This is a genomic window from Paenibacillus sp. CFBP 13594, assembly GCF_014842675.1.
GTDB lineage: Bacteria > Bacillota > Bacilli > Paenibacillales > Paenibacillaceae > Paenibacillus > Paenibacillus amylolyticus_B.
In genome coordinates, this window is the sequence record NZ_JACYVQ010000018.1 from 35,059 (window position 1) to 51,457 (window position 16,399).

Sequence of the window (16,399 nt, forward strand, 5' to 3'; positions counted from 1 at the left end):
GAGCAACCCTCCTTAACCAATTCCTGTAATCTAGGTTACGCCCACTCCGGCCGAAGCCGGAGCAAGACGTGAGCCTGATGAAAAACGCCGGTCATCATGCGCTCGAAGCGGTTTATTCCGCTCCGACCTCTGTACCCTCAAGGTTGAGGCTGAGCTTATCGCTCGCAGCGTCATCTTCATCGTCCATTTCTCTCATTTCAATCTCTTGCTCATCTTCACTCAAAATCTTAACGTCCATACCCAAGCTTTGCAGCTCTTTGATCAATACTTTGAATGATTCAGGAACGCCTGGTTCCGGAACATTCTCACCTTTGACAATGGATTCATACGTTTTAACCCGACCAACAACGTCATCGGATTTAACAGTCAAGATTTCTTGCAGTGTATAAGCTGCACCGTATGCCTCAAGCGCCCATACTTCCATCTCCCCGAAACGCTGTCCACCAAATTGGGCTTTACCACCCAATGGCTGTTGCGTAACAAGTGAGTAAGGACCCGTGGAACGGGCATGGATTTTATCATCAACCATGTGTGCCAATTTGATCATGTGCATGACACCTACGGTAACTTCACGTTCAAACTCTTCACCTGTACGACCATCATACAGGACAGTTTTACCATTACGTTGCATACCTGCTTCTTCCATCGTATCGAAGACGTCATACTCCTTCGCTCCGTCGAATACAGGAGTTGCAACGTGAATACCCAGTTGCATCGCCGCCATACCCAAGTGAACCTCGAGTACTTGACCGATATTCATCCGGGAAGGTACGCCCAGTGGGTTAAGAACGATCTGAACCGGTGTACCGTCTGGCAGGAAAGGCATATCTTCTTCCGGCAAGATGCGGGCCACGACCCCTTTGTTACCGTGACGTCCGGCCATTTTATCACCCTCGGAAATTTTCCGTTTTTGAGCAATATATACACGAACGAGTTGGTTAACACCTGGAGGTAGCTCATCACCGTTTTCACGGGTAAATACTTTCACGTCTACTACGATACCGTCAGTACCATGTGGTACACGCAAGGAAGTATCACGTACTTCACGTGCTTTCTCACCAAAGATCGCATGCAAGAGACGTTCTTCTGCTGTCAGCTCTGTTACACCCTTAGGTGTTACTTTACCAACCAGAATGTCGCCAGCACTGATCTCAGCACCGATGCGGATAATACCGCGCTCATCCAAGTTACGCAACGCTTCTTCCCCAACGTTAGGGATGTCACGTGTGATCTCTTCAGGTCCAAGCTTGGTATCACGTGCTTCTGACTCATACTCCTCGATATGGATGGATGTGTATACATCTTCCTTAACGAGTTTTTCACTGAGCAAGATCGCATCCTCGTAGTTGTAACCTTCCCAAGTCATGAAGGCAACAACAACGTTACGTCCCAGAGCCAATTCACCCATTTCCGTTGAAGGACCATCAGCGAGGATATCACCAGCTTTGACAGCGGCACCTCTTTTGACAATCGGACGCTGGTTAATGCATGTTCCTTGGTTCGAACGCATAAATTTGTGTAATTTATATTTAACGATATCGCCTTTAACTTCCTGACCGTCCACTTCTTCAACACGACGGACCCAAATCTCGTTCGCAGAAGAACGTTCGATAATTCCGTCATAATCGGAGACAATACATACACCAGAATCTTTTGCAGCTTTGTGTTCCATACCTGTACCTACAAGTGGTGCTTTAGGAATCAAGAGTGGAACCGCCTGCCGCTGCATGTTAGATCCCATGAGTGCACGGTTGGAGTCATCGTTCTCAAGGAACGGGATCAGCGCTGTCGCGACGGATACAACCTGTTTAGGAGATACGTCCATGTAGTCAACTCGTTCACTCGGCATCGTAAGGATGTTATCCGACTGTTTGTTGTAACGTACAATGATCGCTTCTTCTTCAAATGTACCGTCTTCGTTCAACTTCGCATTCGCTTGCGCGATAACATAGTTGTCCTCTTCGTCCGCTGTCAGGTAATCAATTTGCTCGGTTACAATACCTGTCTTCGGATCAACCCAACGATATGGAGCTTCAATGAAGCCATATTCATTCACACGAGCGAATGTAGACAAGGAGTTGATCAAACCAATGTTTGGTCCCTCTGGAGTCTCGATTGGACACATACGGCCATAGTGGGATGGATGGACGTCACGCACTTCCATACCTGCGCGCTCACGCGTCAAACCACCGGGTCCGAGTGCGGACAAACGACGTTTATGTGTCAGCTCACCCAGCGGGTTTGTTTGATCCATAAACTGTGACAACTGAGAGCTACCAAAGAACTCTTTAATCGACGCAATAACAGGACGTATGTTAATCAAAGCCTGTGGTGTAATTACGTTAGCATCCTGAATGGACATTCTCTCACGAACCACACGCTCCATACGGGACAAACCGATACGGAACTGGTTCTGCAGGAGTTCACCCACCGAACGCAAACGACGGTTACCCAGATGATCGATATCATCCGTGCTACCAATTCCCTGCAGAAGGTTAAGGAAATAACTGATGGACGAAATGATATCCGCCGGTGTCACGTTTTTAACGGACTTGTCAATGTTTGCATTGGCAATCAGTTTAACCACTTTACCATCTTCAGTTGGTGAGAACACATCAATCGTTTGCATAGGGATATCATTGGCATCCAAAACGCCGTTACCCACGTGATACGTGCGGAATCCAACGCTCTTCTCCAGATACGGCATGATTTCATCCAACAAACGACGATCAACCATTTGACCTGCTTCAGCAATGATTTCACCAGTCTCAGCGTCAACAAGTGACTCAGCCAAGCGCTGGTTAAACAAACGGTTTTTGATGTGCAGTTTTTTATTCATTTTGTAACGACCTACATTAGCCAGGTCATAACGTTTTGGATCAAAGAAACGTGCTACGAGCAAGCTTTTCGCATTATCCAGCGTCGGCGGCTCGCCCGGACGAAGACGCTCATAGATCTCAATGAGTGCTTTCTCCGTGGAATCCGTGTTGTCTTTGTCCAGAGTGTTTCGGATATATTCGTCATTACCGAGCAGATCCAGAATCTCAGCATCTGTGCCAAAACCAAGTGAACGCAGGAGAACCGTAACCGGTATTTTACGTGTACGGTCGATCCGGACGTAAACAACATCCTTCGCGTCCATCTCCAGTTCCAACCAAGCGCCGCGGTTAGGAATAACTGTAGCGGTATACGTTTTTTTGGCGTTTTTATCTACTTTGGTACTGAAGTAAACGCTAGGAGAGCGAACCAACTGGCTGACAATAACCCGTTCCGCACCATTAATAATAAATGTGCCCGTGTTGGTCATCAGCGGGAAATCTCCCATGAATACTTCCTGCTCTTTGACTTCGCCGGTTTCCTTATTAATGAGCCGGACTTTGACCCGAAGCGGTGCTGCATACGTAACGTCACGCTCTTTCGCATCGTCTACTGTATACTTCGGTTCACCGAGACTGTAATCGATAAATTCCAAAATCAAGTTACCTGTAAAATCCTGGATCGGCGAGATATCCTGGAACATTTCGCGCAACCCTTCCTCCAAAAACCAATCATAGGATTTTTGTTGGATTTCAATCAGGTTTGGAACTTCGAGTATCTCGTTAATTCGTGCATAACTGCGCCGAGTGCGTCGACCATATTGAACAAGATGTCCTGCCAACTTAAACTCACCCCTCAATGTCTACTCACTTTAAAAATTTCGTTGCGAACCTCTGTTTGTAACCTTATAATGGTACACATACAGAGCAAAGCAATGCATCCACAAATAAAGAAAAGCCCTTACTCGAAATGTCGTTCGAAAAAAGAGCAACTTTGATCGGCGGATGTCTTTCCAAATCATTCTTATCCCCAGTTTGCCCAAAATGTACATATTATACGCCAAACGTAGGCATAATAAGCCCGTTCGGCGTAAAAAAAGGTTGACATTTTTAGTTAGCTAAAGCCAAGTAGGGCATCTTAATACTGACATTTTAAAACTATACCACGACCTGAATTTCAAGTCAATAGTCCTATTGCAAAAAAAATGATCCCCTGCTTACTTTACAAACTCGGATTCAGCTTTTGGTAGATACCTCTTCCGTTTTCACCGCTTTGAAAATCCGATAGCCTTTATCCTTCGTCACTTCTTCCACTCTTCCAAACAAAGATTCCAATTTCGCTTTCGCTGACGGGGCTCCTTGTTTTTTCTGAATGACAATCCACAACGAACCGCCTACCTTCAGATGGCGATGTGCCTGTTCGAAAATAGTATGAACCGTCTCTTTCCCAGCCCGTATAGGCGGGTTGGTTAGGATAACGTCAAAATCTTGCTTTTTCACTTCAGCCAGTAGATTACTTTGCAATACCGTAACATTGTTAATTCCGTTCGCTTTTGCATTTTCCCTGGAAAGTTCAACGGCTCTCTCGTTGATATCGATCATGGTGACATGCCCATCCGGTACAAGTTTGGCTGCTGTAAGACCCATTGGCCCGTATCCACAGCCCACATCGAGAACATGAGCCCCTGATGGCAACTCTATCGCATCAATCAACACTCTGCTGCCATAATCGATTCCGTTTTTGGAAAACACACCGGCATCCGTCACGAATCGCAGACTGAATCCGCGAAGAACCGCTTCAGTTGCTCTGCGATCATGCGCCACTTGCGGTTTGTCCGAAAAATAATGATTGGACATGCCCTCACTCACTTTCCATTTACAATTACAGCAACAAACCCCTTGATATAAGTCAAGGGGTTTGTTGTTTTGTTCATTTAGCTTGTAATAGCTAAATTATTTAACTTCAACTGAAGCGCCTGCTTCTTCAAGCTTAGCTTTAACCGCTTCTGCTTCTTCTTTAGCAACTTTTTCTTTCAATGCTTTTGGAGCGTTGTCAACCAATTCTTTTGCTTCTTTCAGGCCAAGACCTGTGATTTCGCGAACTGCTTTGATAACGTTGATTTTGGAAGCACCAGCGCTAGTCAAGATTACGTCGAACTCGGATTGCTCAGCTTCAGCAGAAGCTACTGCACCTGCAGCAGCTACTGGAGCTGCAGCAGTTACGCCGAATTCTTCTTCGATTGCTTTAACAAGATCGTTCAATTCCAGTACAGTCATGCCTTTGATTGCTTCCAAGATTTGCTCTTTACTCATGAGTGAACCTCCATATATAATATTATTTTTTTTAAATTCATTTGCCGCCTAAGCAGCATTCAGATCAAGTTGCTTACGCGCCTTGTTCTTCTTTTTCTGCAACTGCTTTAACCGCAAGCGCGAAGTTGCGCACTGGCGCTTGAAGCACGCTGAGGAGCATGGAGAGGAGTCCATCGCGGGATGGCAGTTCTGCCAATGCCTTAACTTCTTCTACTCCGATTACGCGACCTTCTACGACTGCACCTTTCAATTCCAGTGCATCGTTCTTTTTCGCGAAGTCGTTCAGAATTTTAGCTGGAGCCACAACGTCATTTACGCTGAATGCAATTGCAGTAGGACCTGTAAGAACACTATCGAGTTCTGTCAGTTCTGCTGCTGCAGCTGCACGGCGAAGCAACGAGTTTTTCAGCACTTGGAATTCGATGCCTGCTTCACGAAGTTGCTTACGCAACTCAGTTACTTGGGCAACGTTCAATCCGCGATAGTCAACAACAACAGTTGTAACGCTCTCGCGCAATTTAGCTGTTACTGCATCAACGGATTCTTGTTTTGCTTGAATCACTTTTGCGTTTGCCAATCTGTACACCTCCTGATCAAATTTATCCCATTAAGAAAAGCCTCCGTAGAATCACGAAGGCTTGATATATACTCATCATCGATTTGCATCGTTCTAAGTTCTATAATCACACCTCGGCAGGAAATTAAGCCAAATGGCACCTACTGTCTACGGCAAGCATATTCAAATGTCAACGGTCAGTCACTCGGACTCACAACTTTTATATCTTATCAAAAACAGGACAAGCCTGTCAAGAGATATTATCTAAAAGCTGCTGCGTTCACGCGTGCGCCAGGTCCCATCGTGGAAGAAAGACTAACATTCTTCAGATAAACACCTTTTGCTGCCGCTGGTTTAGCACGATTCAGAGCTTCCATGAGAGCTTTGAAGTTCTCATTAAGTTGCTCAGAAGAGAAAGAAGCTTTACCAATCGGTGCATGAATTTGACCTGCACGATCCAGACGATATTCGATTTTACCGGCTTTAATTTCTTGAACAGCCTTAGTTACATCGAAAGTTACCGTTCCGGCTTTAGGGTTAGGCATCAGACCTTTACCGCCGAGCAGTCGGCCCAATTTACCTACTTCACTCATCATATCCGGTGTCGCTACGCAGACGTCGAATTCGAACCAGCCTTGTTGGATTTTGTTGATCATGTCTGCATCACCAACATAGTCCGCGCCAGCCGCTTCCGCTTCTTTCGCTTTGTCACCTTTTGCAAATACCAATACGCGTTGTGTTTTACCTGTGCCGTGTGGCAAGACAACAACACCACGTACAGCCTGGTCTTGCTTACGAGGGTCTACACCCAAACGAACTGCTGCTTCGATTGTTTCATCGAATTTTGCAGTAGCTGCCTTTTTCACAAGCTCTACAGCTTCTGAAGGCTCGTAAGTTGCTTCGCTGTCAATCAGCTTAGCAGCTTCCAGGTATTTTTTACCGTGTTTAGCCATGTTTTATTCCTCCTTTGTGGTGTTAGCGGATATACCTCCCACATCAACCGGTCGCGAATCGACCGGTTTTACGAAGCCATGTTTCTTATGAAAATTAGTCTTCGATGGTGATACCCATGCTGCGGGCAGTACCTTCGACCATACGCATTGCGGACTCAACGTCTGCTGCATTCAGGTCAGGCATTTTTGTTTCTGCGATTTGACGTACCGCATCACGTTTAACTGTAGCAACTTTTTTCTTGTTCGGTTCGCCGGATCCTTTTTCAACTTTAGCTGCCACTTTCAACAGAACTGCTGCTGGTGGAGTTTTAGTGATGAAAGTAAAGGAACGGTCCTCGAATACAGAAATTTCAACTGGAATAATCAATCCCGCTTGATCAGCTGTACGAGCGTTGAATTCTTTACAGAATGCCATGATGTTGACACCTGCTTGACCCAAAGCCGGACCTACTGGTGGTGCTGGGTTTGCTTTACCTGCTGGAATCTGCAGTTTTACCATTTTAATAACTTTTTTCGCCATGATTGACACCTCCTTGCAAAATAGTGGTTAACGGGTTTTTCAACCCTCCCACAAGAAACTTGAAGAGACTATATCTTCTCCACTTGTGTGTATTCCAACTCAAGCGGTGTTTCCCGTCCAAACATGTTCACGTGCACTTTCAACTTGCTTTTGTCTACCAAAATTTCTTCCACGGAGCCTACGAAATTCGCAAAAGGGCCGACTTTAATACGTACGGATTCCTTAATATCGAACTCAATTTTCGGCTTAGGTTCAACCATACCCATGTGCTTCAGAATTTGTTCCACTTCTTCAGGCAACAATGCAGTTGGTTTGGACCCAGAACCTGTCGAACCGACAAATCCTGTAACACCTGGTGTGTTGCGAACAACATACCAAGAATCATCCGTCTGTACCATTTCCACCAAGACATAACCGGGGTAAACTTTACGCATAACGGTTTTTTTCTTACCGTCCTTGTTTACCACTTCTTCTTCCATAGGAACAAGAACGCGGAATATCTTGTCTTCCATGCCCATAGACTCTACGCGTTTTTCCAAATTGGCTTTGACCTTGTTCTCATACCCTGAATAGGTATGAACGACGTACCATCTTTTTTCCATATCAAGCCACCGGAACCCTTCTTAAATAATCGCTTCGATCACAAAGGAGATGCCAATGTCAATGACCCAAAAAAACAGCGTCATAACCACAACAGTACCAAGTACGATCAATGTGTAGTTGGTCAGCTCTTTACGATTAGGCCAGCGAACTTTTTTAAGTTCAGCCCAGCTTTCTGAGAAAAAGGAAATCAGAGATTTGAAACTTCGTTTCACGCCGACACCTCCAAAAACTATCTGGTTTCGCGATGAGAAGTCTGCTCGTTACAAAACTTGCAAAATTTCTTCATCTCCATGCGGTCGGGGTGATTACGCTTGTTTTTTGTCGTAGTGTAATTTCTTTGTTTGCAGTTAGTACAAGCCAAAGTAATAATTACCCGCATGATGTACACCTCCCGAAGACTTCCACATTCAAGCAGAGTCTCTAAATTGATCCTGAAAAAAAGCCATAAATTTAGGCCTACCTAAAACACTTTATCACAAGGGTATAACCATGTCAATGAAAGAATAGCCTTTCATTCATTGGGTATTACTTCCGTACAACGTACATTCGTTTCTCATCTCTGTTTTTCTCTTCTCCTGCATGGACCGAGCGATTACTAGTATGAACATTCTTAGATTTTATAAACTTGAGACACTAAAAAAAGACTCAAACACCGAGCCTTTTCCGTCAACGACAACATGTGTTTAATTATCTCGAACTTCCAGGTACTTTTCAAGTTTGCGCTTGACGCGCTGAAGTGCATTATCAATGGACTTCACATGTCTGTCCAAATCGACTGCAATCTCTTGATAAGATCTCCCGTCCAGATACAACATCAATACTTTACGTTCCAGATCACTCAGAATCTCGGACATTTTATCTTCCAGGCCCACAAACTCTTCCTGATTGATGATAAGTTCTTCCGGATCACTGACCTGGGTTCCACAAATCACATCGAGTAACGTACGATCAGACTCTTCGTCATAAATAGGCTTGTCCAGAGATACATAAGAATTAAGCGGAATATGCTTCTGACGTGTTGCTGTCTTAATCGCCGTGATGATCTGTCTTGTAATACACAGTTCGGCAAAAGCCTTGAACGAAGCCAGCTTGTCCCCTTTAAAATCTCGAATGGATTTGTAGAGGCCAATCATTCCTTCTTGAATAATATCTTCCCGGTCTGCCCCAATCAGAAAATAAGATCTTGCCTTGGCGCGTACAAAGTTGCGATATTTGTTAATTAGAAACTCTAACGCTTCGCTTTCGCCTTCACGGAAAGCTTCGACAATGTCTTCGTCACTTTGGTAATCATACTTGGATAACATGATATCTTTGAGGTCGACACTCACAGACAATCCCTCCGGCTGCAACGCAAGGTACCCCGTTACTCTACTCTATGAAATATAGGATCAGTATATATGATGGTACCTCACACCGTCAACCACGCTCTGCCTAAAAAAGAACATCAATAACATAAATGTCAAGAGTTTCAATATTCTAAATTCTGTAAAAACGTGCTGTTATTCCCGGCGCCATCGCTCAAACTCTTTTAATACATCGGGACTCAACTTGCCACCGAGTGTGTTACGCGTGGTCTTCGCCTGATCTTCTTCCAGTCGTTTTTTTAAATCTTTTTCGTTCTGCTCAACTTCAATTAGCAACTCCCTCGCAGATACACGTAGCGCTCCCTGTCCAAATATAACATGTTGCTCTACCATATCGCTCGTAGCCACATAGATTTGGCGTCTTCGCATGCTTAGTTCCCGAACGAGTCTCTCAATGCATTCGTCTGCCGTCTCTTTTTCCTTTGTAAAATAGATCTGCACTTTGCTCTGAGTAAAGGATTTACCGAGTCCAGGCACGAGGTAGGCGTCAAACACAACAATGACTCGCCGGCCGGAGAAAGCCTGGTAGTCTGCTAGACGAAAGAGAAGCCTGTTACGTGCCTCTTCGAGCCCACTTTCCGCCAGTTTGGTTAATTCCGGCCAGTCGCCAATCATGTTGTACCCGTCTACAAGAAGCACATCACGGGAATCAGCCATACCTTCTATTCCTGCGCTTGACGCGAACGGAGCACTTCATACATGACAACCCCGGCTGCCACGGAAGCATTCAGGGAATTAATCTGACCTTGCATTGGTAATTTGATCAGCACATCGCATTTCTCACGAATAAGTCGTCCCATTCCCTTGTTCTCATTTCCGATTACCAATGCCACAGGGCCAGTAAAGACTCCATTACCAAAGACACCTTCATGAGCCGTGACATCTGTCCCTACAACCCATACACCTTCCTCTTTGAGGCGATCAATGGTCTGTCCAAGATTACTTACCCGAGCCACTGGCACGTACTCCACAGCGCCTGCTGATGTTTTGGATACTGTCACGGTTACCGCTGCCGAGCGACGTTTGGGTACAATGACGCCATGCGCACCCGTGCAATCTGCTGTCCGCAAAATTGACCCCAGGTTATGAGGATCTTCAATCTCATCCAGCAGAATCAGGAAAGGATGCTCATTCTTCGCTTTTGCTGCGGCAAGAATGTCTTCTACCTCCACATAAGCGTAAGGTGCCGCTTGAGCAACTACACCCTGATGCTGAATGCCTGGTACCGTTTGATCCAGCTTACGCTTGTCCACGTGTTGAATGACAATACCTAGCTTTTTAGCTTCCGAGATAATAGGTTGAGTCAGATGTTTCTGTGCTGTATCGGCAATCCATATTTTGTTAATGGTCCGGCCTGAACGCAGCGCCTCCGTCACGGAGTGTTTACCGGCGATCCATTCTTCTTCCATCGTTGTTCGATCCTCTCTGTAATGCGTTGTTTTGTTGAAATTTCTATTTTTGTGTCGGTGATTGTTGCTCCGCGTGCTCAATGCCAAGCCCGATCAGTTCAATCATGCGATCGTGATGACCACTGCTGTAGAGGTAACCAATGAGACATTCAAAAGCCGTGGCATGTCTGTATTCCAACACATCTGCATTTTTGGGTACACTACCCGACTTGGCATTCCGCCCTTGCCGGACAATATCACGTTCTTCCTCTGTCAGTTCAGCCTCAATCGTTGTAAGTATGCGGCTCTGTGCCTTCGCTGATACCAACCCGGTTGCACTACGGTGCAAATGATTGGGACGCATGTTGGCCTTCGACAACAGATATTGACGAACAGCTACCTCATATACCGCATCACCAATATAGGCCAGTGCAATAGGTGGAATCAACCTCGCAGGTCTGGAAGGAGGATATGGGAACCATCCTCCTTCTGTGACCTGCTCCTGTTGTTTTGGTGTATTTGGATGTCCTTCGCTCATTTGCGCCGCCATCTCATGCCCTGCGCCGTATCTTCAAGCAGAATGCCACGTGCAGACAATTCATCACGAATTTCATCCGCTCTTGCCCAGTTTTTCGACTTACGCGCTTCTACACGCTCTTCAATCAGACGTTCCACTTCCTCATCAAGAAGTTCCGGCTCTGCGTCAGTATAGATGCGCAGCACAGCATTCAATTCACTGAACAACTCGAGGAGCGCACGAATGTCTGCCGCATTAACTACTTCTTGCTGCAACAGTTGGTTGGCTTCCCCTGCCCACTCAAACATCGCAGTAATTGCATCAGGAGTATTGAAATCATCCTGCATCTTCTCGTGATACTGCTGACGAATTTGGTCGAGTCTTGCCGCAAACTCTGCTGTGATATCCTGATCAACAGTTACTGCATTCAGACGATGGTTCAAGTTACCTACCGCATTCGCAATCCGGTCCACACTGTTCTGTGCCTGCTCCATCGTATCATCCGTGAAGTTCAATGGGTTACGATAGTGGGTAGACAACATGAAATAACGAATCGCTTCGCGTTTATATTGATTCCGCAAGTCTTTAACCAGAACACCATTACCGAGTGATTTTGACATCTTCTCGTTATCAATCCGGATGAATCCATTATGCATCCAGTAGTTCGCAAGTGGTTTACCTGTTAATACTTCAGATTGGGCGCATTCGCACTCATGGTGCGGGAACTGCAAATCCTGTCCACCCCCGTGAATGTCCAGTGTATCCCCAAGGTACTCCCTAGCCATGGCGGAGCACTCAATATGCCAGCCTGGTCGACCATCGCCCCAAGGACTGGACCAATAGATCTCACCTGGTTTGGCAGCCTTCCAGAGCACAAAATCTTCGGGATGCTCTTTGCGCTCATCCACACCCACACGGATTCCAAATTGCAGCTCCTGCAGGTTTTGTTTCGAAAGTTTGCCATATTCGCTGAATTTGCCTGTGCGATAATAGACGTCACCGCCATTTTCATACGCAAACCCTTTTTCAACGAGCTCACGGATAAAATCAATGATCAGCGGCATGTTTTCCGTTACTCTCGGATTGCTGCTTGCCTTGGGAATACCCAGTCCCTCAAGGTCTTCATAATAGGCAGCAATAAATTTCTCAGCCACGTGAGGAACATCTGTTCCAAGTTGTTCTGCTTTGCGAATCAGCTTATCGTCCACATCCGTGAAGTTCACCACATAGTTCACATCATGTCCGGTCTGTTCCAGGTATCCGCGAACTGTGTCGAAAAAGATAACCGGGCGTGCATTCCCGATATGAATGTAGTCATATACCGTTGGTCCGCAAACATACATTTTCACTTTCCCTGGCTCTTGGGGAACAAATTCCTCTTTGGTACGACTCATCGTATTATAAATCTGAAGCGTCATGGTCACTTATCCTTTCATCCTATACTGCCTTATTTTATTGTATCACGTATCACGCACAGTCTCATTTTCACGGGCATTCTGTAGTGTACGTACTTCTTTCTGCAATCGTTCAAGTTCTTTTTGCATACTGCGCAAGGAGTCAACGACCGGATCGGGCAATTGCTGACTGAGGCGATCTACCCGTCGGCCATCCTGTTTAACAATTCTGCCCGGTATACCTACCACGGTGCTATTGGAAGGGACCTCCTTAAGCACAACGGAGTTTGCCCCAATGTTGCTTTGATCCCCCACGCTAAATGAACCCAGCACTTTGGCTCCAGATGAGATAACCACATTATTGCCAATGGTCGGATGTCTCTTTCCTTTTTCTTTCCCTGTTCCGCCCAGGGTAACCCCCTGATAGATAACAACATCATCGCCAATCTCACATGTTTCCCCAATAACGACGCCCATTCCATGGTCAATAAACAACCGATTTCCGATCGTAGCTCCAGGATGTATCTCAATTCCTGTCATGAATCGACTTACCTGTGAAATGAACCTGGCGAACGAGAACCATCTTCGTTTGTATAAAAAATGTGCAATCCGGTGTGCCCATATCGCGTGCAGCCCTGAGTAGGTAAATACCACTTCAAACCATCCCCGGGCTGCCGGATCGTTCTCAAACACCGCCTGGATATCTGATCTGATCTTCTTGAACATGCTCGTTCCCCTCTTGTTCAGGTTCCCGTCCTCCGGCTTACCGGACGGCGCGTTCCTTGGTAGTGTACTGCACACTCGCCTAAACAAAAAACGCCCCTGCAGCATTTAGCTGCAGAGGCGTTTATCGCGGTCCCACTCTGCTCGGTCCATTCTTAAATAGAATGAGCCCTCAAGCGGTTTGGTAACGGAAACCAATCGTCACAACCTATCCTAACGTTTTCCCATGTCATGATCGACAAAGGCGGGGCTGGATTCGGCTATGCAGCTCACGGGTGCATTTCGACTGATGGACAGTGGATGGCTCACAGCCACCGCAACCAAAGAAATCTTTCTTTGCCACGGGACCATCCTCTCTGAATCTGTCCGGGTCAGTCTACTTCTCCCGATCTTTGCTGTTCTATTAGATAAATCATATCAATTATTCGTTGTGTTGTTATTATAGCGAAAAGGCCTCAGACTGACAACAGCCTCCTACGTAATCCATACTTCATAGACTGCGTTCAGATTCCAAATAAATGGAATGTCCTCAACTAAGATTATTTTACTTGTGCAAGCAAACGTTCGATCACCGTATCCCGACCCAGAAGTACGATCGTTTGGTTCAGATCCCGTCCATGTGTCTGTCCAGTCAAGGCTACACGAATTGGCATAAAGAGCTGTTTGCCCTTAAAGCCGGTTTCTTTCTGTACTTCCTTGATCAATGCAGCCATTTTGCTCGGAGTAAACTCTTCGCTTGCCTGTACTTTATCCGCAAATGCCTTCAGTACGGTTGGCACCTGCTCCTCCGCAAGCACTGCTTCTCCTTCACTTTCAAGCTCCAGATTGGAACGGAAGAATACTTCCGACAATTCGACAATATCAGAGGCAGAATTCATTTGCTCCTGGTACAGGTGTACCAGAGTATAAGCCCATTCTTTTTGTTCAGCAGACAGCTCGGAAGAAATACGTCCAGCCTTTTGCAGATGCGGAATGGCCATTTCGGCAATCCGTTCCGGGTCAGCATGTTTGATATAGTGGTTGTTCAAGTGAGCCAGCTTGTGGGTATCAAATACCGCCGGGCTCTTGGACAGGCGTTTCGTATCAAAAATGGAGATCAGCTGCTCTTGCGAGAAGATCTCTTCTTCCCCTTCCGGCGACCAGCCAAGCAGGGAAATGAAGTTAAACATCGCTTCAGGCAAATAGCCGAGCTGATCATACTGCTCAATAAACTGAATAACGGATTCATCCCGTTTACTCAGCTTCTTGTGATTTTCATTCACGATCAGCGTCATATGGCCGAATTGCGGCGGCTCCCAGCCAAGCGCTTCATAGATCATCAGTTGACGCGGCGTGTTCGAGATGTGATCTTCCCCACGCAGGACGTGGGAGATCTTCATCAAGTGATCATCCACAGCAACGGCATAGTTGTATGTGGGAATGCCGTCTTTTTTCACAATGACGAAGTCACCGGATTCCTTGCTGTTGAACGAGATTGTGCCTTTAACCATATCATCAAACGTATATGTGCGCTCTTCCGGCACACGGAAACGAATACTCGCTACACGGCCTTCCGCTTCAAACGCACTAATTTGCTCTGGAGTCAGGTCACGGTGTTTGCCAGAATAACGCGGTGTTTCTCCACGTGCTGACTGTTCCTCGCGCTCTTGCTCCAATTCTTCTTCCGTGCAGAAGCAACGGTAAGCCAGACCTTTATCCAGCAATTCCTGCGTATATTTACGATAGAGGTCCAGACGTTCCGTTTGACGGTATGGTCCGTATTCTCCGCCCACGTCAATACTTTCGTCCCACTCAATTCCGAGCCATTTCAGGTATTTCAGTTGACTTTCTTCACCACCGGCAATATTCCGTTTCACGTCCGTATCTTCAATACGAATAATGAATTTACCGTTATTATGTTTGGCATATAAATAGTTAAACAGCGCCGTACGGGCATTCCCGATATGCAGGTGTCCCGTTGGGCTCGGCGCGTAACGCACACGAATATCCGTGCTCATATGATCCCCTCCGTCACTAATTTATTGATGATATCACACACGTACAAGGCAAACAACGGACTGAGCGGCAATGCCCTCTCCCCGTCCAGGGAATCCCAGTTGCTCTGTTGTGGTTGCTTTCACGTTCACCTGTGTTACATCCGCTTCCAGTGCCTTGGCAATAACCTCAGCCATCTGTGGGATGTAAGGAGCCATCTTCGGCTTTTGGGCAATAATCGTTGAGTCAATATTCCCCAACTTATAACCGCGATCCTTCACAAGCTGCCATACATGCTCCAGCAATTTCAGGCTGTCGGCATCTTTGAATTCCGGATCGGTATCCGGGAAATGCTTGCCAATATCCCCGAGTGCCAGCGCACCCAAAATGGCATCACTAATCGCGTGCAACAGCACGTCTGCGTCCGAGTGACCCAGCAGTCCTTTTTCATAAGGAATCGTTACTCCGCCAATAATACACGGGCGTCCCTCTACCAGCTGATGTACATCAAATCCCTGTCCTACACGTATCATCGCTTCTTCTCTCCCCCCAGCAAAAACGCAGCATATTGCAAATCTTCCGGCGTTGTTAATTTGATATTGGTATAATTGCCTTCCACAACCTTGACCGACATTCCCTGACGTTCAGCCAGCATGGCATCATCTGTCCCCAGAAATCCGTCCTGCTCGGCTGATTCGTAGGCGGAGAGCAGGGAAGAAAGACGAAAAGCCTGCGGGGTTTGAATGCTCCACAGACTGCTGCGGTCTGGCGTCGCCGTAACGACTCCTTCCGCATTCACTTGTTTGATCGTATCCTTCACGGGAACCGCAAGTACAGCTGCTCCATTACCGGCTATGGCGGCCGCCATGCATCCCTTGATCTGCTCATGGTTTACAAAAGGACGTACCCCGTCGTGAACGAGAACCCAATCCGTCCCAAGTGCCTCAAGGCCTTTATGGACAGAATGTTGTCTCTCTTTCCCTCCCGGGATAACACGGACACGTGAATCCAGTTGGTATTCTTTTACCCAATCCTGGCAACGTTCAACATCTGCGGTTCCTGTGACCAGCACCATCTCGCGGATCTCGTCCAGCGCAGCAAATACCTCAAGCGTATGTATGAAAACGGGCTTGTCCTGCAGCAACAGAAACTGTTTGCTCTCGGTCGTCCCCATCCGGGTTCCGCGACCTGCTGCCACAATGACAACGCCCCACCCTTTATCCATGCTGCAATCCCTGCCTTGTCTGTCAGTTTATCGTCCAAAGATATACAATATCA

18 protein-coding genes and 1 other annotated feature are annotated in these 16,399 nt (G+C 46.5%); all 18 genes read right to left on the bottom strand.

Translation table 11 applies throughout. The annotated features are described in order from the left end of the window. Window positions 1-112: 112 nt before the first annotated feature. The 18 genes from rpoB to ispD all read right to left on the bottom strand — a co-directional run bounded on the left by rpoB (window position 113) and on the right by ispD (window position 16,346). Entirely contained in the window at window positions 113-3,658 is a 3,546-nt protein-coding gene (rpoB, locus tag IFU39_RS31335) for a DNA-directed RNA polymerase subunit beta (RefSeq protein ID WP_091020534.1), read from the bottom strand. 394 nt (window positions 3,659-4,052) lie between these two features. Next, window positions 4,053-4,673, bottom strand: coding sequence for a class I SAM-dependent methyltransferase (locus IFU39_RS31340; protein WP_105602469.1), 621 nt, complete (start codon window positions 4,671-4,673; stop codon window positions 4,053-4,055). Between the two features lie 96 nt (window positions 4,674-4,769). Beyond that, window positions 4,770-5,129 (bottom strand): 50S ribosomal protein L7/L12, encoded by a 360-nt coding sequence (gene rplL, locus IFU39_RS31345; RefSeq protein WP_017692065.1) that lies wholly within the window; start codon window positions 5,127-5,129, stop codon window positions 4,770-4,772. 73 nt (window positions 5,130-5,202) lie between these two features. Beyond that, the gene (gene rplJ, locus IFU39_RS31350) at window positions 5,203-5,706 is read right to left on the bottom strand and encodes a 50S ribosomal protein L10 (protein ID WP_091020530.1); all 504 of its coding nucleotides are present in this window, start codon (window positions 5,704-5,706) and stop codon (window positions 5,203-5,205) included. Between the two features lie 24 nt (window positions 5,707-5,730). Continuing rightward, window positions 5,731-5,877, bottom strand: a sequence feature (ribosomal protein L10 leader region). A gap of 68 nt (window positions 5,878-5,945) precedes the next feature. After that, entirely contained in the window at window positions 5,946-6,638 is a 693-nt protein-coding gene (rplA, locus tag IFU39_RS31355) for a 50S ribosomal protein L1 (protein ID WP_017692063.1), read from the bottom strand. A 94-nt stretch (window positions 6,639-6,732) separates the two neighbouring features. Further along, window positions 6,733-7,158 carry a 50S ribosomal protein L11 gene (gene rplK, locus IFU39_RS31360; protein ID WP_017692062.1) on the bottom strand — a complete coding sequence of 142 codons (426 nt, stop codon included), beginning with the start codon at window positions 7,156-7,158 and terminating at the stop codon, window positions 6,733-6,735. A 68-nt stretch (window positions 7,159-7,226) separates the two neighbouring features. Continuing rightward, window positions 7,227-7,760 (bottom strand): transcription termination/antitermination protein NusG, encoded by a 534-nt coding sequence (gene nusG, locus IFU39_RS31365; protein WP_024633599.1) that lies wholly within the window; start codon window positions 7,758-7,760, stop codon window positions 7,227-7,229. 21 nt (window positions 7,761-7,781) lie between these two features. Next, window positions 7,782-7,973, bottom strand: a complete 192-nt coding sequence (gene secE, locus IFU39_RS31370) for a preprotein translocase subunit SecE (protein WP_017692060.1) — start codon at window positions 7,971-7,973, stop codon at window positions 7,782-7,784. Between the two features lie 17 nt (window positions 7,974-7,990). Further along, a complete protein-coding gene (gene rpmG / locus IFU39_RS31375; protein WP_072735843.1) occupies window positions 7,991-8,140 on the bottom strand; it encodes a 50S ribosomal protein L33 in 150 nt (49 codons plus the stop codon). Window positions 8,141-8,444: 304 nt separating this feature from the next. After that, window positions 8,445-9,089 carry an RNA polymerase sporulation sigma factor SigH gene (gene sigH, locus IFU39_RS31380; protein WP_017692059.1) on the bottom strand — a complete coding sequence of 215 codons (645 nt, stop codon included), beginning with the start codon at window positions 9,087-9,089 and terminating at the stop codon, window positions 8,445-8,447. Window positions 9,090-9,260: 171 nt separating this feature from the next. Beyond that, on the bottom strand, window positions 9,261-9,782 hold the full coding sequence (locus IFU39_RS31385) for an NYN domain-containing protein (protein WP_192136409.1): 522 nt from the start codon (window positions 9,780-9,782) through the stop codon (window positions 9,261-9,263). A gap of 5 nt (window positions 9,783-9,787) precedes the next feature. Further along, window positions 9,788-10,534 (bottom strand): 23S rRNA (guanosine(2251)-2'-O)-methyltransferase RlmB, encoded by a 747-nt coding sequence (rlmB, locus tag IFU39_RS31390; RefSeq protein ID WP_017692057.1) that lies wholly within the window; start codon window positions 10,532-10,534, stop codon window positions 9,788-9,790. 43 nt (window positions 10,535-10,577) lie between these two features. Next, entirely contained in the window at window positions 10,578-11,051 is a 474-nt protein-coding gene (locus tag IFU39_RS31395; protein ID WP_192136411.1) for a Mini-ribonuclease 3, read from the bottom strand. Next, window positions 11,048-12,448 (bottom strand): cysteine--tRNA ligase, encoded by a 1,401-nt coding sequence (gene cysS / locus IFU39_RS31400; protein WP_091020524.1) that lies wholly within the window; start codon window positions 12,446-12,448, stop codon window positions 11,048-11,050. Before cysS ends, IFU39_RS31395 begins: the two co-directional genes overlap by 4 nt. 42 nt (window positions 12,449-12,490) lie before the next feature. Continuing rightward, on the bottom strand, window positions 12,491-13,150 hold the full coding sequence (cysE, locus tag IFU39_RS31405) for a serine O-acetyltransferase (protein WP_091020522.1): 660 nt from the start codon (window positions 13,148-13,150) through the stop codon (window positions 12,491-12,493). Window positions 13,151-13,686: 536 nt separating this feature from the next. Then, window positions 13,687-15,144 carry a glutamate--tRNA ligase gene (gltX, locus tag IFU39_RS31410; RefSeq protein ID WP_036607153.1) on the bottom strand — a complete coding sequence of 486 codons (1,458 nt, stop codon included), beginning with the start codon at window positions 15,142-15,144 and terminating at the stop codon, window positions 13,687-13,689. 33 nt (window positions 15,145-15,177) lie between these two features. Beyond that, a complete protein-coding gene (gene ispF, locus IFU39_RS31415) occupies window positions 15,178-15,654 on the bottom strand; it encodes a 2-C-methyl-D-erythritol 2,4-cyclodiphosphate synthase (protein ID WP_017692052.1) in 477 nt (158 codons plus the stop codon). Next, window positions 15,651-16,346, bottom strand: a complete 696-nt coding sequence (ispD, locus tag IFU39_RS31420; RefSeq protein WP_091020521.1) for a 2-C-methyl-D-erythritol 4-phosphate cytidylyltransferase — start codon at window positions 16,344-16,346, stop codon at window positions 15,651-15,653. The genes ispF and ispD overlap by 4 nt, the downstream gene beginning before the upstream one ends. Window positions 16,347-16,399: the final 53 nt, after the last annotated feature.

Coding starts and splice junctions, on each gene's coding strand:
- rplA (WP_017692063.1), bottom strand. CDS start 6,638: ATGGCTAAACACGGTAAAAAATACCTGGAAGCTGCTAAGCTGATTGAC.
- nusG (WP_024633599.1), bottom strand. CDS start 7,760: ATGGAAAAAAGATGGTACGTCGTTCATACCTATTCAGGGTATGAGAAC.
- rplL (WP_017692065.1), bottom strand. CDS start 5,129: ATGAGTAAAGAGCAAATCTTGGAAGCAATCAAAGGCATGACTGTACTG.
- ispD (WP_091020521.1), bottom strand. CDS start 16,346: ATGGATAAAGGGTGGGGCGTTGTCATTGTGGCAGCAGGTCGCGGAACC.
- ispF (WP_017692052.1), bottom strand. CDS start 15,654: ATGATACGTGTAGGACAGGGATTTGATGTACATCAGCTGGTAGAGGGA.
- rpmG (WP_072735843.1), bottom strand. CDS start 8,140: ATGCGGGTAATTATTACTTTGGCTTGTACTAACTGCAAACAAAGAAAT.
- IFU39_RS31340 (WP_105602469.1), bottom strand. CDS start 4,673: ATGTCCAATCATTATTTTTCGGACAAACCGCAAGTGGCGCATGATCGC.
- cysS (WP_091020524.1), bottom strand. CDS start 12,448: ATGACGCTTCAGATTTATAATACGATGAGTCGTACCAAAGAGGAATTT.
- rlmB (WP_017692057.1), bottom strand. CDS start 10,534: ATGGAAGAAGAATGGATCGCCGGTAAACACTCCGTGACGGAGGCGCTG.
- IFU39_RS31395 (WP_192136411.1), bottom strand. CDS start 11,051: ATGAGCGAAGGACATCCAAATACACCAAAACAACAGGAGCAGGTCACA.
- gltX (WP_036607153.1), bottom strand. CDS start 15,144: ATGAGCACGGATATTCGTGTGCGTTACGCGCCGAGCCCAACGGGACAC.
- IFU39_RS31385 (WP_192136409.1), bottom strand. CDS start 9,782: ATGGCTGATTCCCGTGATGTGCTTCTTGTAGACGGGTACAACATGATT.
- cysE (WP_091020522.1), bottom strand. CDS start 13,150: ATGTTCAAGAAGATCAGATCAGATATCCAGGCGGTGTTTGAGAACGAT.
- rplK (WP_017692062.1), bottom strand. CDS start 7,158: ATGGCGAAAAAAGTTATTAAAATGGTAAAACTGCAGATTCCAGCAGGT.